The 23,770-nt window shown below is 62.6% G+C and carries 23 protein-coding genes; 14 read left to right on the forward strand and 9 right to left on the reverse strand.

Translation table 11 applies throughout. The features are described 5' to 3' along the window. Positions 1-15 precede the first annotated feature (15 nt). Positions 16-1,335, forward strand: coding sequence for a guanine deaminase (guaD, locus tag ACP146_RS03270; protein ID WP_422365338.1), 1,320 nt, complete (start codon positions 16-18; stop codon positions 1,333-1,335). Between the two features lie 144 nt (positions 1,336-1,479). Continuing rightward, complete coding sequence (locus ACP146_RS03275) at positions 1,480-1,665, forward strand: hypothetical protein (RefSeq protein ID WP_422365339.1); 186 nt, start codon at positions 1,480-1,482, stop codon at positions 1,663-1,665. Positions 1,666-1,688: 23 nt separating this feature from the next. Here ACP146_RS03275 and ACP146_RS03280 read toward each other — a convergent pair whose 3' ends face one another. After that, positions 1,689-2,108 carry a GFA family protein gene (locus ACP146_RS03280; RefSeq protein WP_422365340.1) on the reverse strand — a complete coding sequence of 140 codons (420 nt, stop codon included), beginning with the start codon at positions 2,106-2,108 and terminating at the stop codon, positions 1,689-1,691. Between the two features lie 96 nt (positions 2,109-2,204). On the opposite strand from ACP146_RS03280, the gene ACP146_RS03285 reads away from it, so the two are divergent. The 6 genes from ACP146_RS03285 to ettA all read left to right on the forward strand — a co-directional run bounded on the left by ACP146_RS03285 (position 2,205) and on the right by ettA (position 10,413). Then, positions 2,205-2,564, forward strand: a complete 360-nt coding sequence (locus ACP146_RS03285; RefSeq protein ID WP_422365341.1) for a winged helix-turn-helix transcriptional regulator — start codon at positions 2,205-2,207, stop codon at positions 2,562-2,564. Between the two features lie 140 nt (positions 2,565-2,704). After that, on the forward strand, positions 2,705-3,688 hold the full coding sequence (gene dctP / locus ACP146_RS03290; protein WP_422365342.1) for a TRAP transporter substrate-binding protein DctP: 984 nt from the start codon (positions 2,705-2,707) through the stop codon (positions 3,686-3,688). A 37-nt stretch (positions 3,689-3,725) separates the two neighbouring features. Continuing rightward, complete coding sequence (locus tag ACP146_RS03295) at positions 3,726-4,241, forward strand: TRAP transporter small permease (protein WP_422365343.1); 516 nt, start codon at positions 3,726-3,728, stop codon at positions 4,239-4,241. A gap of 17 nt (positions 4,242-4,258) precedes the next feature. Further along, positions 4,259-5,530, forward strand: a complete 1,272-nt coding sequence (locus ACP146_RS03300) for a TRAP transporter large permease (protein ID WP_422365344.1) — start codon at positions 4,259-4,261, stop codon at positions 5,528-5,530. A 231-nt stretch (positions 5,531-5,761) separates the two neighbouring features. Further along, complete coding sequence (locus ACP146_RS03305; RefSeq protein ID WP_422365345.1) at positions 5,762-8,620, forward strand: DUF2339 domain-containing protein; 2,859 nt, start codon at positions 5,762-5,764, stop codon at positions 8,618-8,620. A 116-nt stretch (positions 8,621-8,736) separates the two neighbouring features. Next, positions 8,737-10,413 (forward strand): energy-dependent translational throttle protein EttA, encoded by a 1,677-nt coding sequence (gene ettA / locus ACP146_RS03310; RefSeq protein ID WP_422365346.1) that lies wholly within the window; start codon positions 8,737-8,739, stop codon positions 10,411-10,413. 81 nt (positions 10,414-10,494) lie between these two features. Here the strand turns inward: ettA and ACP146_RS03315 are convergent, their stop codons facing one another. From ACP146_RS03315 to ACP146_RS03325, 3 genes are all read right to left on the reverse strand, one after another. Then, on the reverse strand, positions 10,495-11,148 hold the full coding sequence (locus ACP146_RS03315; RefSeq protein WP_422365347.1) for an MlaC/ttg2D family ABC transporter substrate-binding protein: 654 nt from the start codon (positions 11,146-11,148) through the stop codon (positions 10,495-10,497). A gap of 5 nt (positions 11,149-11,153) precedes the next feature. Beyond that, a complete protein-coding gene (locus tag ACP146_RS03320) occupies positions 11,154-12,107 on the reverse strand; it encodes an MlaA family lipoprotein (protein ID WP_422365348.1) in 954 nt (317 codons plus the stop codon). 323 nt (positions 12,108-12,430) lie between these two features. Further along, positions 12,431-13,405, reverse strand: a complete 975-nt coding sequence (locus tag ACP146_RS03325; RefSeq protein ID WP_422365349.1) for a hypothetical protein — start codon at positions 13,403-13,405, stop codon at positions 12,431-12,433. Positions 13,406-13,610: 205 nt separating this feature from the next. On the opposite strand from ACP146_RS03325, the gene ACP146_RS03330 reads away from it, so the two are divergent. Both ACP146_RS03330 and ACP146_RS03335 read left to right on the forward strand, forming a co-directional pair. Beyond that, positions 13,611-14,111, forward strand: coding sequence for a thioesterase family protein (locus ACP146_RS03330; protein WP_422365350.1), 501 nt, complete (start codon positions 13,611-13,613; stop codon positions 14,109-14,111). A 75-nt stretch (positions 14,112-14,186) separates the two neighbouring features. Further along, a complete protein-coding gene (locus ACP146_RS03335) occupies positions 14,187-14,690 on the forward strand; it encodes a pentapeptide repeat-containing protein (protein WP_422365351.1) in 504 nt (167 codons plus the stop codon). 12 nt (positions 14,691-14,702) lie between these two features. On the opposite strand, the gene ACP146_RS03340 is transcribed toward ACP146_RS03335, so the two are convergent. Further along, the gene (locus ACP146_RS03340; protein ID WP_422365352.1) at positions 14,703-15,368 is read right to left on the reverse strand and encodes a hypothetical protein; all 666 of its coding nucleotides are present in this window, start codon (positions 15,366-15,368) and stop codon (positions 14,703-14,705) included. Positions 15,369-15,679: 311 nt separating this feature from the next. Between ACP146_RS03340 and ACP146_RS03345 the strand changes: the two genes are divergently transcribed. Then, entirely contained in the window at positions 15,680-17,485 is a 1,806-nt protein-coding gene (locus tag ACP146_RS03345) for a chloride channel protein (protein ID WP_422365353.1), read from the forward strand. A gap of 70 nt (positions 17,486-17,555) precedes the next feature. Here the strand turns inward: ACP146_RS03345 and ACP146_RS03350 are convergent, their stop codons facing one another. From ACP146_RS03350 to ACP146_RS03360, 3 genes are all read right to left on the reverse strand, one after another. Continuing rightward, positions 17,556-18,323, reverse strand: coding sequence for a hypothetical protein (locus ACP146_RS03350; RefSeq protein WP_422365354.1), 768 nt, complete (start codon positions 18,321-18,323; stop codon positions 17,556-17,558). A gap of 253 nt (positions 18,324-18,576) precedes the next feature. Continuing rightward, positions 18,577-19,346, reverse strand: a protein-coding gene (locus ACP146_RS03355; RefSeq protein WP_422365355.1) for an IS5 family transposase whose coding sequence is annotated in 2 segments (ribosomal slippage) — positions 18,577-19,025 and positions 19,025-19,346 — 771 coding nt in all. Because the reading frame shifts where the segments join, the coding sequence is not laid out codon by codon here. 79 nt (positions 19,347-19,425) lie between these two features. Next, positions 19,426-20,319 carry a LysR family transcriptional regulator gene (locus ACP146_RS03360; protein WP_422365356.1) on the reverse strand — a complete coding sequence of 298 codons (894 nt, stop codon included), beginning with the start codon at positions 20,317-20,319 and terminating at the stop codon, positions 19,426-19,428. Between the two features lie 225 nt (positions 20,320-20,544). Here ACP146_RS03360 and ACP146_RS03365 point away from each other — a divergent pair, with 225 nt between their 5' ends. After that, positions 20,545-20,760 (forward strand): helix-turn-helix domain-containing protein, encoded by a 216-nt coding sequence (locus tag ACP146_RS03365; protein WP_422365357.1) that lies wholly within the window; start codon positions 20,545-20,547, stop codon positions 20,758-20,760. 56 nt (positions 20,761-20,816) lie between these two features. On the opposite strand, the gene ACP146_RS03370 is transcribed toward ACP146_RS03365, so the two are convergent. Next, positions 20,817-21,515, reverse strand: a complete 699-nt coding sequence (locus ACP146_RS03370; protein ID WP_422365358.1) for a winged helix-turn-helix transcriptional regulator — start codon at positions 21,513-21,515, stop codon at positions 20,817-20,819. Between the two features lie 184 nt (positions 21,516-21,699). Between ACP146_RS03370 and ACP146_RS03375 the strand changes: the two genes are divergently transcribed. Both ACP146_RS03375 and ACP146_RS03380 read left to right on the forward strand, forming a co-directional pair. After that, entirely contained in the window at positions 21,700-22,530 is an 831-nt protein-coding gene (locus tag ACP146_RS03375) for a class I SAM-dependent methyltransferase (protein WP_422365359.1), read from the forward strand. A 340-nt stretch (positions 22,531-22,870) separates the two neighbouring features. Continuing rightward, entirely contained in the window at positions 22,871-23,755 is an 885-nt protein-coding gene (locus ACP146_RS03380) for a helix-turn-helix domain-containing protein (protein WP_425032181.1), read from the forward strand. Positions 23,756-23,770: the final 15 nt, after the last annotated feature.

The following is a 23,770-nucleotide window of genomic DNA, read 5'->3' on the forward strand; positions in this document are numbered from 1 at the left end:
GATGGGACTTTGGCGATGACCGTTCCAAACCGTGCCATCCGGGGCCGTGTTCTCACTTTCAGCGACGATCCACAGACCGCCGGCGCCAAGGCCCATGACTTTATCGAGGACGGCTTGGTCGTCATCGCCGAGGACCGTATCGCTGCGGTGGGGGAGGCGTCGGCATTGCTGGGAACGCTGCCCGACGGCGTGACCGTCGACAGCTATCCCGGCGGGCTGATCCTGCCGGGTTTCATCGATACCCACATCCACTATCCCCAGACCCAGGTTATCGCTTCCTACGGGGCGCAGCTTCTCGACTGGCTGGAGCGCTATGCGCTGGTGGAAGAGCAGCGCTTCGGCGACAGCGGCCATGCGGCGGCGGTCGCCGCCTTCTTCCTCGATGAACTGGCGCGCAACGGCACCACCACGGCGGCGGTCTACTGCACGGTACATCCTGAATCCGCCGAAGCCTTCTTTGCCGAGTCCGCACGCCGCAACACCCGGATGATCGCCGGCAAGGTGCTGATGGACCGTAACGCCCCGGCGGCCCTGCAGGATACGGCGGAGCGCGGCTATGCCGAGTCCAAGGCGCTGATTGAAGGCTGGCACGGCAAGGGTCGACAGCTTTATGCCGTAACGCCGCGCTTCGCCATCACCTCGACGGAGGCACAGCTCGAAGCCGCCGGGGCGCTGCTGAAGGAGCATCCCAGCTGCTACATGCAGACCCATCTGAGCGAAAACCGGCGTGAAATCGAAACCGTGCGGACGCTCTTTCCCTGGGCGGAAAACTACACCGCCGTCTACGACCGCTTCGGGCTGCTGGGCCCCCGCGCGCTCTTTGGCCACTGCATCCACCTGGAGGATGGCGAGCGCCGCCTGCTGAGCGAAAGCGCGTCGGTCGCCGCCTTCTGTCCGACCTCCAACCTCTTCATCGGCTCCGGTCTTTTCGATCGGGCCAAGGCCCAAGACCCGGCCTTTCCGCTGCGCGTCGGTCTGGCGACCGATGTCGGCGGCGGCACCAGCTATTCCCTGCTGCGGACGCTGGCCGAGGCCTACAAGGTGCTGCAGTTGCAGGACCAGAATCTGCCGGCACTGGAAGCTTTCTATGCCATCACCCTGGGCAACGCCCGGGCGCTGGGACTGGAAGGCAAGATCGGTTCCCTTGCGCCGGGCCGGGAGGCAGACATCGTTGTCCTGGATGCAACGGCGACGCCCGCCATGGCCCACCGCCGAGAGAGGGTCGAAACGCTGGAAGAGGAACTCTTCCTGCTTATGACGCTTGGCGATGACCGCGCGGTGCAGGCGACCTACATTTCAGGCCAACGCCAGCACTTCCAGGCCGGCGATGATTGACCCCGTGATTACATCACAACCTTTTGTAGATATTAGGATTTCCTGCGTCTTGAAGCGCAGAGTCCGTTCTCCCAACTGCTAGGGCAACCCGCGCCCCGCCCCGTTGTGGGAAGAGGGTGCGCTAACACCTAGAGGATGGACGAAATGGACAGCAACCTGCCGCCGACCCTGGAAGTGAAGACAGACCGCCGCCGCTTCGGCCGCCTTCTGGCTGGATTCGGCCTCGGTGTCGCCACCCTGGGCCTTGCCGCCTGTTCGGGCGTGCAAAGCCAGCCGCGCGATCCCAACCGCAGGCCCTTTTGGCAACGCAACGAGCAGCGCGACGACTGAGCCGTAGCCGGCGCCCCCAGCGTTCAGGCCGGCCTTTCGGGCATCCCCGGAAAGGCTTTGCACGCCGGGTCCACCGGATCCCAGGATACGGCGCGGCTGGCATAGACAGCCAGCTGCGGCTTGGCGATTTCCGGATCGTCGAGACTGGATGCGCGCACCGCGACCATATCGCCCATCGCCGAGTTCTTTGAGTAGACTGGGGATCCGCAGGTGGGGCAGAAGCCGCGGCTCGCGATGTTTCCGCTATCGGCGGTGCTGTCATAGAACCTGACTTCACCAGAAACCGTGAAGCTGCCCTTTGCCAGGCCGACATGGGTGCCGTGGCAGGTGCCGCTGGTCTTACGGCAATCGAGGCAATGACAGTTCACCACGATTTTGGGGGCTTCCGAAGCTTCATAGCGCACGGCGCCGCAAAGGCATCCGCCGGTGATCTTCTCTGGCATCGCATTCTCCCTGGAGCGTTGTTGTCTTTCCGCGTGACGATGACGTAGTAGCTTGTATATTGCAAGTGACAAGCTACTGACTTGGGATGAAGTCTCGTGAAGCACGATTTGCGCTCCGCCTGCCCGATTGCCACGACGCTCGATATTGTCGGCGACCGCTGGACCCTGGTGATTCTGAGGGACATGATCGGCGGCAAAAGCCGCTTCTCCGAGTTCCTCGAGTCGCCCGAGCGGATCACGACCAACGTCCTGACCGACCGGCTGGCGCTGATGCAGGCCGCCGGTCTGGTGAGTAAAGAGCCCTATCAATTGCGCCCCAAGCGGTTCCGCTATGTCCTGACGGAGAAGGGCGACGCCCTGCTGCCGGTCTTGCAGGAGATGTGCCGCTGGGCCAACCGCTTCATGCCGGAGACCTGGACGGCGCCTGAGAGTTTCATGGCGCGCCGCGTGAAGTAGCCGCGCGACGGCGACCCGAGCGGGCAAGTCTGGCATACCATCGCTGGACATCGCGCCCGGATCAGGGAAAAATCTCCCAACGAAGAACAACGAGCCGGCCCTGGGCAGCGCCCGGGGCCGGCATTTCTTGGGAGGAAACCATGAAAAAGTCTCTTGTTGGGGCGGCGGCGGCCGTGGCCCTGCTGGCATCGGGTGCGGTTGCGCAGGCGGACACGACCATCCGGGTGACCCTGCAGCTGCCGGAAACCCACCCGCTGGGCGTCAATCTGACGGCCTGGAAAACCTGCGTTGAGGGACAGGCCGAGGATTTGGAGATCCAGATCTTTCCCGCCGCACAGCTCTATAAGGACAATCAGGTGCCGGAGGCCGTGGGTTCCGGCGCGATCGAGATGGGCACCGCCTCGCTGACCCGCTTTGCCGGCTCCGTGCCGGCGGTCGATGCGGTCTATGTGCCCTTCCTGCTGGATTCCGAGGAAAAGGTCGGCAAGTTCACCGCCCCCGGTTCTGCCGCGCGGGCGGCCATCGACGAGGCGGTGCTGCGCGAAACCGGTGCCCGCATCCTCTGGTGGCAGGCTTTCGGCCGCACGATCTACTTGTCCAAAGATCCGATTCGCGTGCCCGACGATATCAAGGGCAAGAAGGTCCGCACCTTCGGCAAGCTGCTCGGTTGGACCGCGGAAGCACTGGGCGCGGCGCCGACTTTGATGTCCGGCTCAAAGCAGTTCCTGGCCTATCAGCAGGGTGCGGTTGACGTCGGCATCACCGGCGTCACGGCGGTGAAGTCGCGCAAGCTCTATGAAGTGATGGATCATCTCACCCTGTCCTACGACTCGACCATCGAGTTCGTTGCCGTGATGAACAACGACTTCTACGAAGGTCTTTCCGAAGCCAACCGCAAGATCGTCGACGATTGCGGTTTGACGGTGGAAAAGGAACTGCGTGACAGCATTTTCCAGCTCGAGGAAGAGGCCATCGCCTACGTGAAGGACAAGATCAACATCATCGAGCTGACCGATGCGGAGCGCGCCCAGTGGCGTGAAGCGACGACCTCGGTCGTCGATCGTTTCGTCAGCGAAGGCGGACCGACGGCGGCCAAGGTGGTGGAAGAGGCTCAGAAGTTCTGAGCGGCCGGGTCCGCCACAGCGCCGCGCCGCAGTTGTCATGATCAGGCTTATCGACACGACGTCGGAGCTGACCGGGAAGCTCGCCGCCTGGATGTTCTTTGCCATCGGCCTCTTCGTTACCTACGAAGTGGTGATGCGCTACGTCTTTACCCTGCCGACCATCTGGGTCGACGAGGTATCGCGCGTACTCCAGATCTGGGCGACCTTCCTGGCGGCGGGCTTCGTTCTGAAGCACCGCGACATGATCACCATCGAGGTGGCTTTCAAGGACCCGACCACGCTGGCGCGCAAACTTGTGGAGACCTTTGCCCTGCTCGCCATCCTGCTGTTCTCTGCGGTGACCTGCTGGTACGGCTTCGAACTCTGGTTCAAGGCGACCCGCCTCGGCCATACCAGCGACAGTTTCCTGGCGACACCCAAGTGGCTGACCCACGCATCGGTCTGGATCGGTTTCGGTTTGCTTTTTGTTCAGGCACTGGCCGAGGGTGTGCGGATCTGGACCCGGGGCATCCCGGAAAAGGACCGGGAAGTGCCTCTGGAAGACCTGCAGTGACGGAGCTGGGTTAGTCGATGGAAGCCGCGCTCATCCTGCTGGCCCTGGTCGCGTTGCTCGTGCTGCGCGTACCGGTGGCTTTTGCGCTGGGAACCCTGGGTATCGCGCTGCTGTACTTCAAAGGCCTGCCGATGATCGGCGTGCCGCAGCGGCTCTACGGCACCATGGACAGCTTCGAACTGCTGGCTGTCCCTCTGTTTCTCCTGATGTCCAATGTCCTGCTCCGCGGCGGCGTGGGAAAAGATCTCTTCGCCGCGGTGCAGTCCTGGGTCGGACACTGGCCGGGCGGCCTGGGGGCCGCCACCATCATATCCTGTGCGCTCTTCTCGGCGATCTCCGGGTCTTCGGTGGCGACCGCGGCGACCATCGGCACCGTCGCCATACCGGAGATGACGCGGCGCGGCTACGACCGGCCCTTCGTGCTCGGCATGCTGGCCGCCGGGGGAACCCTGGGCATCCTGATCCCGCCGTCGATTCCGCTGATCATCTATGGCGTGATCACCGAGGAATCGATTCCGACCCTGTTTCTTGCCGGTGTTGGGCCCGGTCTCTTCCTGGCCTCGGTCTTTCTCGTCTACGGCATCATCTACGCCAAGCTGGGCGGCGGTTACACCCCGCTGGAGAAGGCCGGCTGGGCCGAGCGGCGCGCGGCCAGCCTCATGGCCCTACCGACCATCCTGCTGGCGGTGGTTGTCATCGGGTCGATCTATGCCGGGATCGCCACGCCCTCTGAAAGCGCCGGTGTCGGCTTTGTCATGGTGCTGATCATCACCGTCGCCATGCGGCGCATGACCCTGGAGAAGTTGCGGGAAGCAACCTACGGCGCGATGAAAACCACGGTGATGATCTTTCTTATCGTGGCGGGTGCCAAGGTGTTCTCCTACGCCATCACCCTCTATCTGATTCCCCAGTCGATCAGCCAGGCTTTGACGTCGTCGATTTCCGATCCCGGCATCTTCATGCTGGCCGTGGGTGGGGTCCTGCTGTTGATCGGCTTCTTCCTGGAAGCGCTCTCCATGCTGCTGATCATGGTGCCGGTACTGTTTCCGGCGCTGGAGGCCATGGGGATCAGTCCGATCTGGTTCGGCATCTTTTTCGTTGTTCTCATTGAAACCGCGCTGATCACCCCGCCGGTGGGCCTCAATCTCTTCGTCATACAGGCGGTGGGCCGGGCGCGGATCGAAGAGGTGGTAAAGGGCGCCTGGCCCTTTGCCGTGATGATGCTGGCAACCGCCATCCTGCTGTGGTTCTGGCAGGACCTGGCGCTTTTCATTCCCTTCCGCCTCTAGCTTTATACCCCTCGCGTTGGATTGCGCCACACCAGCCGATAGGCCAGAATTGACGTGATTTATTGAACTATTGATCCTCTGATTCAGACTTACGGCCGCGGCTATCGCGGGCTCTCCCAAGCGTTGATGACGATTTCCGTCAGAGACCATCCAATGTCGCCGAACAATGTCAGGGTCGCCGCTGTCCCCGGCGCTGCAACGTCTTAGCGGAACCAAGCAAGGAAGACAGTGATGGACGAAGGTATCTACATTCTGCTTGGACTTGCGGTCGGCTTTTACCTCCTTGTCGGACCGGGCTTGGGCATCGCCGCCTTTTTTCGCGGCAACGACGCCGCCGCGACGGAGCTTACGGATCTGCGTAAGCGCGTGCAGGCCCTGAGTGCCGAGCTTGCGCAACTGAAGGGCCAGATCCAGGGCCTTGCCGGCGGCGCCATGCCCGCGCCGGCACCGGAAGAAACCAAGCCGGAAGAGGAGCAGCGGGAGGCTGACGAAACACCGAGCCCGCCGGAACCCGAGCCCGCTCAGTCTTCCGAACTCTGGCCGGTGAAGCCGAGCAGTCCCGGAACGCCTTCGGAACCCGCAAGAGAAGATGCCGCTGCTGCGCCTGCTCCGCCGCCGCCAAAACCAAGCCGCAATATCGAACAGTGGCTGACCTCGCGCGGTTTGATCTGGCTGGGCGGCATCACCCTGGCGCTGGCCGGCCTGTTTCTTGCCAAATACACCTACGACCGGGGCTGGCTCGCCCTGGGCCCGGGGGCAAGGGTGACAGCCGGTTTTCTCTTCGGCCTCGCCCTGGCAGCCGGCGGAGAATGGCTGCGCCGCCGCCCGTTGCAGCGGGCCATCGCCGCCATCGGCCCCAACTACCTGCCGCCGGCCCTGACCGCCGCCGGTCTGTTCTCCGCCTTCGGCAGCATCTACGCTGCTTACGGGCTCTATGCGCTGCTGAGCCCCCTGGTGGCCTTTGCCCTGCTGGCGCTGGTCGCTTTCGCGGCCTTCGGTCTGGCGGTCATCCAGGGGCCCTTCATCGCGGTCCTCGCTTTGCTCGGCGGTTTCGTCACTCCGCTGCTGGTCACCAGCCCCGATCCTTCGGCTTGGGGGCTCTTTGCCTATCTGCTGGTCCTGACCGCCACCGCCATGGCGCTGGTGCGCTATCTGGGTTGCTGGTGGCTCGCCTGGGGCGCCCTCGCCGGGGCGCTGCTCTGGCCGCTGTTCTGGCTCACCGCCGTCTGGTCGGCAGGCGATGCGGCGGCCCTGGGCAGTTACACCGTGTTGCTGGCCGCCGTCTTCCTCGGCCTGCGTTACGGCGTGGGCCGGGAGGCTGGAGAGCCAAGGGAAATCGGATGGGTTCTGACGGAACCCGACCGCATCGCCTGGGTCGGCGCTCTGGGCGCTGCCTCGCTGGGCTTCGTTCTCCTGCGCATGGATGACTACGGCACGGTTTCTCTGGCGGCGGTTTTCCTGCTGGTTTGTCTCTATTTCTTCGCCGGTTTGCGTGAAGCCGTATTCGAGGGCCTGGCCGTCGTCGCTGCCGTCCTGGTGACCGCCTTTATGGCACTCTGGCACTTGCCCACGATCGTCGATTGGCCGCAGCGCGCCCACACCTATCTGGGGGAGGACTACGGCAGCGACCTGGGGCCGGTAATCCCGCCGGAACTGACGGCCTTCGTAATGGTGTCGCTGGTGTTCGGCGCGCTCTTTGCGGTGGTCGGGTTTTTCGCCCTGGCCCGGGCCCGGCGTTTTGAGATATGGGCCGGCACCTCTGCAGCAGTGCCGGTTCTGCTGTTGGCGATTGCCTATTGGCGGATCACGGACCTGGGTATCGATCTGACCTGGTCGATCGCGGCTGCAGGTGTTGCGCTGCTTGGTCTCGCAGTTGCGGCTTGGTTGCAGAAGCGGCCGCTTCGTCCCACCGCGGACAACAACCTGCTGATCGGGATCTACGCCTTGGGCGCTGTGGCGGCGCTTTCCCTGGCGATGGCCATGCTATTGGAACAGGCTTGGCTGACCGTCGCCCTGTCTCTGCAACTGCCCGCTATCGCCTGGATCAGCGAACGCTTGAAGCTGACGGCGCTGCGCCCGGTCGCCCTGGTGGTCGCCGCCGTGGTGCTGATCCGCCTGGTGGTCAACTACAACGTCCTTTCCTATCCTTTGGGCGGACTGCCGGGCTTCAACTGGATTCTCTACGGTTATGGCGTCCCGCTGCTGGCGTTCTGGTGGTCGGCGCGCAGCTTCCGCAAGGCAGCCGATGACCGGCTGGTTTTGGTTTTGGAAACCGGTACGCTTGTGCTTCTCTGGCTGCTGATCACCTTTCAGATCCGCAGCCTTATTGCCGGTGATCTGGCCAACCCGTCTTATGAACTGGCCGAGCAGTCGCTGCAGACCGTGGCCTGGCTGGGTACCGCCTACGGCTGGCTGCGGGCCTATCGGCGCAGCGGCCGGGCAGTGCTGCTCTGGGGCTGGCGTCTGCTTGCCGGGCTTGCCGCGCTGCATTCACCGTTGTTCCAGGTCCTGCTCTTCAACCCGGTCTGGACGCCGGCGGCTGTGGGCGACTGGCCGCTGTTCAACCTGCTGGCCCTGGCCTATCTGGTGCCGGCGGCCTTCGCCCTGGCATTTGCCTGGGAACTGCGCGCCGATGGCCACAGAAAGTCGGCCCTCGCCGCTGCCGTCTATGCCCTGTTCCTGGTGTTCTTCTACCTGTCGCTGGAGGTGCGCCGCGCCTTTCACGGGTCCATGCTGGATGCCGGCGTCACCAGCGACGGTGAACTCCTGACCTATTCCCTGGTGTGGCTTGCCTATGCCTGGGTGTTGCTGGGCCTCGGCCTGAAGACCGGCCTGGCCAGCCTGCGCTACGCTTCCCTCGCGGTGCTGACTCTGGCGACGGCGAAGGTGCTGCTCTTCGACTGGGGGACTTTGTCGGGCCTGCCGCGTTTTACCTCCTTTGCCGCGCTCGGTTTCAGTCTTCTGGGCATCCCCTTCCTCTATCAGAAGCTTGTGTTTCCGCCTTCAAGCCCCGAGGAGCCCGGAGAGGAACTGGGAGAGGAACTGGGAGAGGAGCCAGGGGAAGAGCCGTCAGGCGGACCGGCCTCCTGACCCGGATGCGGTGTCTCAGCGGCTGCATTGCGCCGGCTCCGCCGATGGGCTAAAACCCGCGCCCGAAAGGTTTTTTCGCCTCTTCGCTTCAACAGCTCTTCAGCGCCGGAGTACCCATGGCTTCCTATCAGTATGTCTATCAGATGGATGGGGTTTCCAAGACCTATCCGGGCGGCAAGCAGGTTCTCAAGGATATCCGTCTGTTCTTCCTGCCGGGCGCGAAGATCGGCGTTCTCGGCCTCAACGGCGCCGGCAAGTCGACCCTCATGAAGGTCATGGCGGGCATCGATCAGGAGATCAATGGCGAGGCGCGGGCCGCCGACGGCATCAGGGTCGGCTACCTGCCGCAGGAGCCGCAACTCGATGCCGACAAGGATGTTGCCGGCAATGTCTTTGTCGGTGTCGGCGAGACCAAGGCGCTGCTCGACCGTTTCGAGGAAGTCAGCAATGCCTTCGCCGAAGCCGATCCCGATGAGATGGAAAAGCTGATCGAGGAGCAGGCGGAGCTGCAGGAGAAGATCGACGCCCAGGATGCCTGGGATCTGGACCGCAAGGTGGAGATCGCCATGGATGCCCTGCGCTGCCCGCCGGGCGAGGCCGATGTCACCAAGCTCTCCGGTGGTGAGCGCCGCCGCGTGGCGCTCTGCCAACTGCTGCTGCAGAAGCCCGACATGCTGCTGCTGGACGAACCGACCAACCACCTGGATGCGGAGTCGGTTGCCTGGCTGGAGCGCTATCTGGAGGAGTATCCCGGCTGCGTGGTGGCGGTGACCCATGACCGCTACTTCCTGGACAATGTCGCCGGCTGGATTCTGGAACTGGACCGCGGCCGCGGCCTGCCTTTCGAGGGCAACTATTCTTCCTGGCTGGAGCAGAAGGAAAAGCGTCTGGCCCAGGAGGAAAAGACCGAGTCCGGCCGCCAGCGCGTGCTGAAACAGGAACTGGAATGGATCCGCCAGAGCCCCCGCGCGCGCCAGGCCAAATCCAAGGCCCGTGTCCAGGCCTACGAAACGCTGTTGGCCGAAGCCGCCGACAAGGCGCCGGAGCCGGGCAGCATCACCGTGCCCGCGGGTCCGCGCCTGGGCGACCTCGTGATCGAGGCACAGAACATTTCCAAGGCCTTCGGCGACAAGCTGCTGATCGACGATCTCAGCTTCAAGATCCCGCCGGGCGCCATCGTCGGCATCATCGGCCCCAACGGCGCCGGCAAGACCACGCTGTTCCGCATGATCACCGGCCAGGAGCAACCCGACAGCGGCAGCCTGAAGGTCGGCGAGACGGTGAAGCTGGGCTATGTCGATCAGAGCCGTGACGCCCTGGCGCCGAACAAGACGGTCTGGGAGGAAATCTCCGACGGCCTCGACGTCATTCAACTGGGCAAGCACGAAACCGCGTCGCGCGCCTATGTCGGCGCCTTCAACTTCCGGGGCAGCGATCAGCAGAAAAAGGTCGGGCAGTTGTCGGGCGGTGAGCGCAACCGGGTGCATCTCGCCAAGATGCTGAAGGAAGCCGCCAACGTGCTGATGCTCGACGAACCGACCAACGATCTGGATGTCGACACCCTGCGGGCGCTGGAGGAGGCGATCTCAGGTTTCGCCGGCTGCGTGCTGGTGACCTCGCACGACCGCTGGTTCCTCGACCGCATCGCCACCCATATCCTGGCCTTCGAGGGCGACAGCCGCGTGGTCTGGTTCGAGGGCAACTATCAGGACTATGAGGAAGATCGGCATCGCCGCCTGGGCGCCGCCGCCGACCAGCCTCACCGCATCAAGTACAAGCCCCTTACGCGCTAAACCAGGGCGGTGCTAGAGCGGATATGCGTGCACGAAAAAGGGCCCCGAGAGGGGCCCTTTTTTGATGATTCTTGCTGCCGCTTACTGCGGCGGCGCGAAGGCGCCGCCGGAGATTTTTTCGCGCAGGGCCGCGGTCAGCTCGGAGATCTTGCCGCCGGAGCGTTTCAAGACGGTGGCGTATTCCGAGCGCAGGGTAATGACCATGCTGACCCCCTCGGCGACGATGTCGAGGATCCGGTACTGATCGCCCTTTTCCCTGATGCGCCAGCCGACCTTGTAGGGCTCACCCTCGGCACGCGGTATCTGCGAAGCGATGATCGCCATGTCCGGGTTCCGGCTGTCCGGGGTGACGGTGCCGATCTGGAAACGTTCGTCGCTGTTTTCGCTCAGCAGCGGCAGAAAGCGTTGCACCATGACGTCCTCGAAGACCTCGAGGAAAGCCGCACGGTCTGCTTCCGAGGCGCCGCGCCAGTAGCGTCCGACGACGAAGCGGCCGATGGCCGGCACGTCGAAGCTCTCATTGAAGAGTTTGCGGAAACGCTCTTCCTTTTGCTGATCGCTGGCCGAGGTGTCACCCAGTTGGGCTGCTGCGGTTTCCTGCAGGTTGCTGAGGAAGCTCGCAGCCTGCTGGTTGTTGAAAGCTTCAACCTCTGCCGGTGCCGCCAAGCCTGCGGTGGCCACGACGGCGACCATCATCAGGGATCTGATCGGGCCGGCGGGAAGCAAGCGAGACATCAGGGTCATTCCACCACCAGGCTGTTCTGATCGGCGGAAAGCGGATCGCGAGTCTCGGCGTTGGGGCCCTCGGCATCCGGAAGGTCGGAGAAGTTGGGGACTTCCTGCGGCGGCGCCCCGTTGTTGATTTCGCTCACCCTGTTCTGACGGTAGAGCGAACGGATGCGCGCATAGAAATCCAGAGAGTCGCTTTTCAGCGCATCGAGTTCCTCGATGTTGCGTGACCGCAGATCGACGCCTGTCACCGCGGATCGGGCCAGGCCCACCTCCGTCGGTGCAATGTAGGTCAGTGGGTCCAGCAGCGTATCGACCACCCGTCCACCGGCGTCACGCAGCGAAGAGGGGCCGAAGATCGGCAATACCAGATAGAAGCCCTCGCCGGCGCCATAGGTGCCCAGGGTCTGGCCGAAGTCTTCACTGTGATAGGGATAGCCCGAGTCGGCGGCGATATCGAAGACACCGAGCAGACCGATCGTCGAATTGATGAAGAAACGCGCTGCGGTGGTTTCCGCGCGCTCCAGGTCGCCCTGCAGCAGATCGTTCGCCAGGGTTACCGGACTGCGCAGATTGCGCAGAAAGTTTCTGACCGAGTTGCGCACACCCGTGGGCACGACAAAACGGTAGGTCGCAGCGATCGGTCGGATCACCGCAAAGTCCAGCGCCTCGTTGAAGGCGAAGAACATGCGGTTGGGAATTTCCAGGGGATCGTTGTCGCCCTCCTCGGCCCCGAAATCATCGCTCTCGCTCTGCGCCCATTCGTCTGAGCCGCTCTGCGCCAGCTGCTCCGCCCGGGGGTCGGCGCCGGTTTGAAGCGCGTCGGTGCTGGCAGACGCTGGCAGGGTTCCGGAGCCCGCCGTGGAATCCACCTCGACGGGGGCTGTTGCACAGGCCCCCAAGGCGATCGTAACGGCAAGACTGGCTAGAAAGGGTCGCAGACGCTGCGGAACAGAAGAAATCACCTTACCCCCGGCAAAAAACCAAACGCGAAAATGGAACTTTTCAAGCAGATACGAAGCGGCATCCTGTTGATCCCGTATCCAAGACCATTGGAACAACGCGATTCTATCAGGCCTCGAACGTATCCGGCTGCAAAATACGATTCCCGGCGAACGTGACAAATGTACGTTAACGAATCCTTATGGAACCGCGGCCCTGACCACCTTCAAAACCTTTGTTTCCCCTATCATAGAGTGGTGGCAATGACTAGGGGCCTGCGTCGGCGGTCTGTCGTCGCTTTGCATCACTGTTGCAGAAATGCCGCATCACCCCTAAGCGTTTCTGCCTAACCGCTTCTGATAGAGCGACTTTCCGGTTCTTCCGGCTGTCGGACCAGGCGGCGGTAGATCGGCAGCAGGACGGCCGGCAGCATGTACATCGGCAACTGCGCAACCGCAAAGTAGAGCACGACATCAAGGTCGGTTCCGGCCGGAAAAGCGGCGAGCAGCAAGCCCATGTTGCAATTGCCCGATACCAGACCAACCGTCAGGGCGCGACGGCGCCCGAGCCAGAAGAAGACCAGGGCGCCGGCAAGTTGCAGCGCCGGGTTGGCGATAAAAGCTGTCAACAGCCAAAGCCCGACCTTTGCGGGCTGGGTCAGCAGCGTCGCCGTCACCCCGTCCATGATGGCGACGGCGAAGATCAGCATGACCACCACCACGCTGCCGTCAATGTGCGCGGCCACCCTCGGCAGGCGTTCGCGGCCGATGATCCGTCTGATGACGAAGGCCAGCAGGAACGATGCAGCGACAATGACAGACAGCCGAAGCATGAAGTCGATGACTCCGATGTCCAGTTCCAGGCCTAAAAGGGCCAAAGCCAGCGGCGGCACGGTGAAGGGTGTCAGCAGGGTGGCCGCCAGGGCCACCACCAGGGCCAGGGCGCCGTCGAGCCCCAGGATGATCGCAATGGGGGCGGCGCTGAGGATCGGCGGGGCCGCCGCCATCAGGACCAGTGCCGTCATCAGACTGGTCGGAAGGGCATCGAAAACCGACAGTCCGGCCATTAGACCGGCCATCAACAGCGGCGAGCCGATCAGCAGCCAGGCGGTCACCAGGGTCGTCACCCATGGCCGCCGGGCGTGTGCCAGCAAGACCTGCCAGTCCACGCGGACCAGCGTGGCGGTCAGCAGTACCGCCACCGCCGGTGCCAGCAGGGGGCGGGCCAGCGAGGCCAGGTCGGGCAGGGCGAGACCCAGAAACACCCCGATGAAGAGGACCCAGGTTGCGTGTCCGCCCAGGAAAGCAAGCAGTCGGTTCATGTGGCCGGTTCGATCGCTGACAGAGCGGCCCGACGGGCCGCGGCAAGCGACGCTAGCCGCTTTGTGCCCCCGGGCCAATGCTCTATCTTGTGGCCGGCTGGCGGCCGGGAGGGTCGGCGGCACCGGCCAGTGGACGACATCTCCGGATGCTGGCAGCGCCGGAACTGGTATTGGTTTGGTCTTTGGGGCAGGGACAATCGAGACGATGGCCGAGACGATGATCGAGACGCCGTTCGACCGGCACCGTGCCGTGGTTTTGCCGGAATGGATCGACTACAACGGGCATATGAATGTCGCTTACTATCTGTTGGCCTTCGACAGGGCGACCGATGATTTCCTCAACTATCTGGGGCTTGACGATGCGCATCGCGAAGCCAGCGGCGGCTCCACCTTTGCCGGCGATATTCACCTGACCTATCAGCGTGAGGTCAGGGAAGGCGCTGCTTTGCGAATCACCACCCGGCTGCTTGGTTTTGACGACAAACGGATCAGGTTTTTCAACAGTATGTTTCATGCCGAAGAAGGCTTCCTGGCGGCGACCATGGAAAGCCTCAGTCTCTATGTCGACCTGAATCATCGCCGTGTGGCGATCATGCCTCAGCGAGTTCAGGAGAGGTTGGCAGCGGTGCTGGCCGCGCACTCTGTCCTGCCGCTGCCGTCGGAAGTCGGGCGGGTCATTGCAAAGCCGGCCCTGGCCAGCCAGTGAGGGACACGGGTGATTGATGAAAAGCAGGCAGATTTCCGTTGCCCTGAGGGGCCTGTGATGGTGATCCTATGGCCCATGAAATTCATTCGCACGACGATACTCACCTTCCTTTTCATTCTCCTCGGTCCGGTTTCCATGGCCCTGGCGGCCTGCACCGACCCGCCGTCGCCGGAGGTCAATTGGCGGCGTTGCGTGTTTGACCGGCTGAACTTTGATTCGGTCGATCTGACGGCAGCTCAACTGCGCGATGTCAGTTTCTTCAGGGCGTCCTTAAATAAGACGATCCTGGATGACGTCGACGCCTTTCGCGCCAAGTTCGTCAATGCTGAGCTTGTCGAGGCGAGCCTTGTCGGCGCCAATCTCCAGGAGGCCGACTTCACCAAGGCGGACCTTAGCAATGCGAACCTGACCGATGCCGACCTGCGCCGGGCGCGGCTTTTTCGCGTCAACCTGCGCGGTGCTGATCTTTCCGGCGCGAGGCTGCAAGGGGCGGACCTCACCCAGGCGGATCTCAGCGGTGCCACCTGGATCGACGGGGAAAGGGTTTGTGCCGAAGGCTCTGAAGGTCGCTGCAACTAGAGTGGATCTTGGTCAGTTGGCCGGCAGACTGCGCCCGAGCACCAGATCGAAGTGCCCCAAAGGCGGCCGGTCGTCCGCCTGCTGGACGAAGGCAACGGTTACGGAGCGGCGGGCCGCCGGATCCCGGATTGCGTTGTAGAGAAAGTCACGGGCGTTTTGTGGATGCTCGGCCAGATACATCTGGGTGGTCAGGCGTTCGACCCCCGGGCCGGAAACTGCAAAATGGATATGCGGCGCGCGGCCGGGATAGCTGACCGGCCGGATCGTCGTAAAGCGGTAGCGGCCATCTTCGCCGAGCAGCATGCGTCCATAGCCCTGAAAATTCGGATCGGCCCGGCCCCCGCGGTCCCGCGGGTGGTGGTAGTAGCCGAAGGCGTCGCACTGCCAGATTTCAACCCTGGCGCCGGCCAGCGCCCGGCCGCTGTCGTCGGTGACTCTGCCGGCGACTTGAACAATCCGCCCCGCCGCACGCTTTGCCCGACCCGCCACCCGGGTCAGATCCCGGTCGGCATCGGCGGGCAGCCGGCTTGGGTAGAATGGACCCGGTGTCTGTCGGGGGGTAAGGGGCGGCCCGTCGGCCGCGCGGCTTCCGGCGATCCCGAACCCAAGCGTTCCGATACCCAAAGCGAGCGAGGCATTCAGCAGACCGCGTCGTGAGATAGGGTGCTTCTGTCTCATCTGTTCTCTCCTGAGCTCGTTCCATGACCGTTCCCGCCGGGGGTTACGGCTCGCTTACGATCTGGGTATCCTGAATTCGGGTTGAAGGGAATTCAGGGCATGGCGGGGCCTCGAGGCATTCACGTCTTTGCGAGGCCTCCGGCTTCTGTGTCAGGTTAACACTCCTGATCCTTCCCGTCGGCCAAAGTGCGGCGATTGGTAGTCTTCATGCCGGCAATGGAATTGTTGAACAGACTGAAGAGCCCTTTGGCGCTGTTGGGCGCAGCGGACGGTGTTCATGGCGACCCAGACCGTCCGGCGGGGCCCCGGCGATGAAGCCGCGCCGCATTCTGCGTCGGCACATCGTCATTCCCCTGCGGCGCTTTGGGCGCAACGATCAGGTTGTGCTCTCGGTTCTTGCGGTGGTGATAGGGGCCGCCGCCGCCGGCGCAGCCATCGCTTTCCGCGATGCCATTGCAGGCGTCCAGTGGCTGTCTTACGGATTTTCCAGCGAGCAGGTGGCCACGGAGATCCGCGCGCTGGCGTGGTGGCATGTCGTCATCGTTCCCACTCTCGGCGGCCTGCTCATCGGGTTGTTCGTGCGCTTTGCCCTGCCGGGCGGAAAGCCGCAGGGCGTCCCCCATGTCATGGAGGCTTCCGCCCTGCGCGACGGGCGCATGTCCCTGACCATCGGTATTCGCGCCGCCATTGCCAGCGCGGCTTCGATCGGCTTCGGCGCCTCCGTCGGCCGTGAAGGTCCGGTGGTTCATCTCGGGGCCTCTCTCGGCTCCTGGGTTGCCAAGCGGTTGCATCTCGGCCGGGTGTTGGCGCGCACCCTGCTGGGCTGTGGTGTGGCGGCGGGGGTGGCGGCGTCTTTCAATGCGCCGATTGCCGGAACGTTTTTCGCGCTGGAGGTCGTGGTGGGGCATTACGCCCTTTCGGCCTTTGCCCCCATCGTTATCGCCTCCGTGACCGGCACCTTGATCAGCCGGGCGCACTATGGGGACTTCCCTGCCTTCATTCTGCCGGAGACCTGGTCGATCGTGTCGTTCTGGGAGTTTCCGGCCTTCGCCCTGCTGGGCCTGGTCTCGGCGGTTGCGGCGATCCTCTTCATGCGCTCGATCACCTTTACCGAGGATGTGGTCGGCAAGCTGCCGCTGCCCTCCTGGTCGACGCCGGCTTTTGGCGGACTGCTGCTCGGCTTGATTGCCCTGGCCTTCCCCGAGGTGCTGGGGGTCGGCTACGAGGCGACCGATGCGGCCCTCTCGGATCTCTATCCCCTCTGGCTGCTGCTCGCCCTCATCGTCGCCAAGACGGCGGCGACGGCGATCTGCCTGGGCAGCGGCTTTGCCGGTGGTGTCTTCTCGCCTTCCCTGTTCATCGGCGCGATGGTCGGCGGCGCCTTTGGCATCCTCGCGACCCAGACCTTTCCCGAGCTCTCCTCCGGGCATGGCGCCTATACCATTATCGGCATGGGCGCGGTAACGGGCGCCGTTCTGGGCGCGCCGATCTCGACCATTCTGATGATCTTCGAAATGACCAACGACTATGAGCTGACCATTGCGGTCATGCTGGCCACGGTGATCGCCTCGGTGGTCACCCAGCAGATCCACGGCCGCTCGTTTTTCCTGGCGCAGCTTGAGCGGCGCGGTGTTTCTCTGCGCGGCGGCCACCAGGCCGGCCTGATGCGACGCATTAAGATATCCTCGGTCATGGACGACCGCTTCTCTTCGGTCTCGCCGCTCACGCCCATCGCCGAAGTCCGTTTGAAGTTGCAGTCTGCGCCCTGGGGTGAGCTTTTCGTCCTCGACGCCGATAATGCGCTCTGCGGGATCATCACCTATGCAGACCTGCATGAAGCAGCCTTCGACACCAGCCATGATTCCGAAATAAACGCGGCCGATGTGGCCCGGGCGGTCCCGGCTGTCCTTCAGCTCAGTGACCATCTGGAGGCGGCGGTACAGGTCTACAACCTGACGGGTGAGCCCCATGTGCCCGTGGTCGCCGACAAGAAATCGATGGTGATGCGGGGGCTGGCCCATGAGCACTCGGTCATGCTCGCCTATCAGCGCGCCCTCGATACGGCGCGCGCTGAAGAGCGCGGCGAGGCGACCTCGCGGGGACAGCGTCGGCGCTGAGCCAAGGGCCCGGCCTGAACCCCCGCGGCCGGCAGGCGGGACCCTTCCGGTGCCCCTGTTCGGGGCACGATCAGGCGGCGACGGCCACCCGATCGCTGAGCGCTGCACGCGGGCTGCTTTTCTTCTCAAGCTTTTCGTAAAGCGACAGCGGTGAGAAGCGCATGACATGCTGTATGTCTTCACGGCTCATCCACACCAGCCACTCTTCGAAAGGCTCAGGGCTGTCCGCCTGGTGCCAGAGGATGCCGCCAGGCGCCAGATGCATGTAGCCTTCGCGGGCGGCCAGGCCTTTGCAGGCCGCCAGCGGATGCACCAGGCCGAACATGAAGTCCGGCGACCATTCCAGCAGGGCAAGCGCGAGCGCGAGGCGCGGCAGGGTCGAGGTCATGCCGCTCCCCCGCAGGCCGTTGTTCCCGCCCTTCAGCCAGAGTTCGCCGTGATAGCAGACATCACCGGTGATAAAGCGGGAAGCCGGCGCCATGCCAAAGCTTGACTGGTCGGCATCGACGCCGACGCCGGGCGGCATGTAGGCGACGCGCCGCTGGTGAAGGTGCTCGGCAAGGCTGCAACCGCTTAGATCGTTCAGGCGAACGGATTGTGTATGGACGACGTCACCTTTGCTGTTGCTGCCCTTTATCCAAAAGGCGTTCTTTTCACCGAGATCGGAAACCGCCGGATCGAAGATCGGCGACAACGGTGGCCTGTCCGTCTGTTTCTGGCGCAGATCGCGGAATTCATCGAAATCGCAACTGACTTCAAGCCGCACCGCATTGCGTTCTGCGACCTCATTGATGGCGCCGATGAACTGGACCTCGGAAAAAAGACGATCTGCCGGCATGACGGACACTCCTTTGCCTTCGTTTACGACTGGGGCAAAGGTAGCGGTATTTTCGGCCCTAGAGCAGTTCCGGGTTTGATGGAATCACGCGCGCGAACCATCCAGCCCGGCAAATCTGCTCTAACCATCTGATTTTCAGAAGATTCACATATTGTCCAAACCACGAGTGATTTCGACAAATATGATCCGCTCCAGGGTTGGAAGCCGGGCGATGACCCAGATCGTTTAACTGTATCGTTGTGCCCGGAGGGGACTAGGTAGCGGACTCATAAGCTTCGCACCAGATTCTGACAGCGGCGATTTTGATGAAGGCGAGGAAGGCATGTGATGTCTTGTCGTATCGGGTTGCGATGCGCCGGAAGGATTTCTTGATACGGCCGATGAAGCGCTCGACCTTGTTGCGTTGACGATAGAGTTCCCGGTCGAATGGGATCGGTATCTTGCGGTCGGATTTGGAGGGGATCACCGCTTCCGCTCCCTTCTCCCAGATCAGGTTTCGAATGTGGTTGGCGTCGTATGCCTTGTCGGCCAGAACAGCCTGTCCGGGTTGCAAGTCCCCCAGCAGAAGCGGCGCCACCGGCCCGTCATGGGCCTGTCCCGGCGTCAGGTGGACCTTCAACGGTAGCCCCCATTCATTGACCAGAACGTGGATTTTTGTGGTCAGACCGCCACGTGAACGACCCATGCATCGTCGGGGATCGTTTTTTTGAGCGTGGCCCCGGCGTGATGCACGCGCACCGACGTGCCGTCGATCATCACCACATCGCCGTTGTGAGCATCCACCACCGCGTCCATGACCCGGTCCCAGACGCCGGCCCGGGTCCAGCGGCGGAAGCGGTTGTACACAGTGGTATAGGGGCCGTAGCGCCCGGGCAGGTCGCGCCACGGACAGCCGGTGCGCAACACGTAGAAGATGCCATTCAGAACCTGCCGGTCATCGCGCCGCTGCACACCCCTCACCTTGTTCGGCAGAATCGGTTGGATGAACCGCCATTCCAGCTCCGTAAGATCATAGCGTGACATGCTCTCCTCCGAACGCCAAACCAGACCATCACAGAATCACAAACCGCTGATCTTGAAAATAGATTTATGAGTGCACTACCTAGATCTCGTATTCCATGAGAAGTTCGTCGTCCATGACCGGCAGCTTTTCGAGGTCGAGGCCCGAGATCGAGATACGGTTGGTGCGGGCCACAAAGAGACTGAGCGCCGGCTCGCCGTCTGGGAAAACACAGCCCAGCAACAGGCGCTGGAAGCGCACAGGAATTGCGGGGCCTTGGTGCGCGCGGGGTATCTGGCCGCAGATGTGATCGAGCCGGGCGCCGCCGTCCTCGAATACCTTCGGATAGGCTTGTGACATGAAGTTGTCGAAATCCGTGCCCACCGGATCCTCCTGGGAGAAACGGCCGATCGCGCTTTTGGCCCACTCCCAGCCAAGCCAGGTGGCATAGGACGACTTCTCGCCGATCTCGACGCAGAGCCAGCCGTCCTCGCGTTTGCGATAGACTAGGCGGTAGGGCTTTATCTCCGCCATGACCGGGTGTTCGAGCTGGAGTTCCGATCGGCTCCAGGCATCGAAACTGCGGCGCAGCAGCGCCGGCCCATCCACCCAGAGACGGCTCAGGTGATGCTGTTGTGCATGAAAGGAATAGCCGTCGGCCCCCTGATAGGCGATGCGGTCGAGGGCACTGTGGCTGCGCGTGCGGATGCTTCTGTTCGCCAGCCAGTTCTCGGCGAGGGCCAGAATCTGCTCTGCTTCCAGCCTGTGCTGCTCGCCGGCTTCGGTCAGGTAGTAACGCCGGTTGCGAAGTTCGAGAAGCCGGATGCCTCTCATCTCCTCCAGGCTCTTGATGTGCCGGCGGACGGTTTGGCGGGTAACGCCCAGCACTTCGACGGTCTCCGACAGGTTCAGAGTGCGCGCTAAAGTGGTAAAGGACTTGAGAATGTCGAACAGCGTCGACGGATGGCGATCATCGGTTGCGGGAGGATGAGACAAAGGATTCAATTTTTTGTTTTGTAGATCCAAAACGGATTCGAACTCGCCGTTGAGCGGCCCGGCGGCGCCGGCCTCTAGGGAACAAATATGTTCCATACTTGGTCAAGAATCAACGGATTAAGCAAATTAATGCTCCTCTATGGGTGTGTTGTTATCAAATTGATTCAGCCCAGAGTTTTATCAAACTGCGTCTCCTGACAAATCAAATCCTGGAATGGAGAGGGCGTGGGCTTGAGTCTGGATGGGCATGGTGTGGGAAAGCAGATCAGCGAAGCGCGCCTGGAAAGAAATCTAAGTCGGGACGAGGTGGGTATCATGCTCGGGATCAGCGCGGAGCAGGTGAAAATCTTCGAAGAAGATCAGGAAACCATGCCCGCCGGACTGCTGTACCGGCTGGCCGAGATCTTCGACCTCCCGGTTACCGCGTTTTTCAAGCACTAGACCGGAGGATGTTTTTGGTGGAACCACTGCGTGGTTGCGCTAAAGCATGACCCGCTCTAGGCGACCTGCTTTTTGACCCCGGCGATACTGCTGAGGCCCAGCCATTTCAACATATTCTTCTCCAGCACCCTGTCGCCGGTGACCGTCATGCGGTCCTCGCCAACGGCCTTGGCCGGCGTGTCGAGCCCCATCCAGATCGCTGTCATGGTGCGCAGGTCGGTGTGGATATAGAGATCGACGTTGAAGCCGGGTTCGACCATGCAGAGGTCGGCCCCCTCCTGCGGGTCCACGACCATCCACCAGTTACGCTCTGCGGGGCGGCACTCCGGGTAAATGAACTGGATGACATTGCGCCGCGCCGGCAGTTCCGATATCCGGATACTCCGGCGCATGTCCCACATCAGCAGGCCGGCGTCCAGCTTCTCCAACTGCGGCTGGGTTTCGGTCCAGCGCTGTCCCCAGACCCCCATGGCTTCCACGATCGGTCCCAGCTCTTTGCCGGCGGGGGTCAGGTGATACTCCATCACGCCGGGCTCGCCCGCGACGGGTACCCTCTTCACGACGCCGTTTTCTTCCAGCTCTTTCAGGCGTTTCGACAGCAGCGCCGGGGACATTCGCGGCATCCCGCGCCGTAGATCGTTGAAACGTGTCGTGCCGGCCACCAGCTCGCGCACCAGCACCATCGTCCAGCGCGTACAGAGAACTTCCGCAGCCATGGAAACCGGGCAGAATTGTTGATAGCTGCCGCTGGTCATTGGGCTCTCTCCCTATCTGCGGCTTATTCCGGCCCCGATCTTAGCCCCGTATCCAGTTCAGAATCTATACCGGGCCGATTCAGTTCCTGAACTAGTGCAGGCCCTGCGCCTTGTGTCATCACCCTGCCGCCGCGAGCGATCCCGGTTCGGCTTTGGCCACGGGATCCGGAAAAGGAACGGAAGTATGTCTACTGCCTTGAAACAGAATGAAACCCTGCCTGCCCTCCAAGCGATCAAGGAGAAGCAGCGGGCGACCTGGGCCTCCGGCGACTATGCCGTCGTGGGCACGACGTTGCAGATCGTCGGTGAGCAGCTCTGCGAGACCATCAACCTGCGTCCCGGCGCCAGAGTTCTGGATGTGGCCGCCGGAAACGGCAATGCCACCCTGGCCGCGGCGCGCCGATTCTGCCAGGTAACCTCCACCGACTATGTCGAAACCCTTCTGAACAAGGGGCGCGACCGGGCCGCGGCGGAGCATCTGGATATCACCTTTGAAGTTGCCGATGTCGAAGCTTTGCCCTTCGAGGATGCTGCCTTCGATGTGGTGCTCTCGACCTACGGCGTGATGTTCACGCCGGATCAGGCCAAGGCTGCCTCGGAGATGCTCCGTGTGTGCCGTTCCGGCGGCCAGATCGGCCTCGCCAACTGGACACCGGAGGGTTTCATCGGCCAGGTCTTCAAGACCATCGGCAAGCACCTGCCACCGCCTGCCGGTGTGAAGTCGCCGGCGCTCTGGGGAACCGAGGCCGCTCTGCGGGAACTGTTTGGTTCGGCGGCGGTTTCCATCGATCTGACGCCGCGTCTGTTTAACTTCCGCTATCTCTCACCGGATCACTTCATGGAGGTCTTCCGGACCTACTATGGGCCGATACACAAAGCCTTTCTGGCTCTGGGCGATGCCGGCGGTGCGCTCGACAGCGACCTGCGCGCTCTGCTGGACCGTTTTAATGTCGCCACAGACGGCACTCTGATCGTCCCATCGGAATATGCCGAGGTCGTTATTCGAAAAGCCTGAGGCAAGAAGCAAGAAATCGCTTCGATTGCACCCACCTGGACCGAATCGGTTTGCCCCGGTCCAGGTGGGCAAGCCCCCTTTGTCACCCGATTTCCGCTGTTTTTCGGGGTTTTCGGCAGATGGCATCTTCCTGCGGGGCCGCCCCCTGAGGCCCCGGCCCTTAAGGGAAGCTTCCTTACGCATAATGGCGAGAGTTCGCCTGATCGTTGCAGGCGGCGTCAAGCATCCGTAACATCCGCGGCTGAAACCGATTGATAAGAAACAACCGGTCGGACCGCCGGCTGCCGTAACGGGATTCGGCGGGCCAAACGGCCGGGTTTGCAGGGAAGACGCCAGTCCTATGTCCACGGTGCCAAGCCGAACCATCCTGTTTGAGATGCTTCGCTCCTACATCGCCTTGGCCCGAACCCTCAATATGTCGGAGGCGGTCGGCCTGCTGGGCAGCACGCGGCAGACCATCCGGCGGCATATCGACATCCTCGAAGAAACCAGGGGCGAGAAGCTTTTCGAGGTGAGAGACCGGCAATACCAGCTCACCAAAGCCGGGTCCCGATCACTCAGGGAGGCGGAAGCCATTATTGCCCGGGGCGAGTCGTGGCTCACCGGCAACGCAGAGGACTTTGACGGCCGGGTTCTGGTGAATGACGAAGGCGACCCGATTTTCTGTGCGCAGAAGCACCGTCTGAGCCGACTCTGGGTCGACCCGTCGCCGCTCCTGCAACACGGGTTCCAGTCCTGGGCGGATTCCAGCACCTTGCTCGAATCGCCGGCGCTGGCCTCGATCCGTCCTTATCTGGTCATCTATCGACGGCATGGGGATGCCTGGCTCTGCGTCGAAATCGGCGAAAAGTCGTCCTACAGTTCCTGGTTCGGTTGGACCTGGGCGAAAAGCAGCGTCGGCTGCTTCATGGTCGAGACGCCCGCCGGCACATCCTATGCCCGTTTCATCTCGCAGGCCTATGAGGAGGTCTATGAGGGCTACTCTGTCCGCCTCGACCATATCCACACGCAGATGCCGAGGGCCAAGGATGGACCGCTGCTGCCCGTCAGCTTTCAGAGACTGCTGCTTGGCTGCACCTTTCCCGACGGCGAGTTCGCTTTGACGGTTCTTGTCGACCGAACCTACAATCTAAGCATTTCGGGTATTGATGAGGCGCAGATCAGGACCATGCCGGAGGCCCTTTTGATGGCCTTTGATCCAGCGGACCTGGAAACGCAAGAATAACCAAACCTCTCCAGC

This window comes from Pelagibius sp., from assembly GCF_965249265.1.
In the GTDB taxonomy this organism is placed as follows: Bacteria; Pseudomonadota; Alphaproteobacteria; order Kiloniellales; family Kiloniellaceae; genus Pelagibius.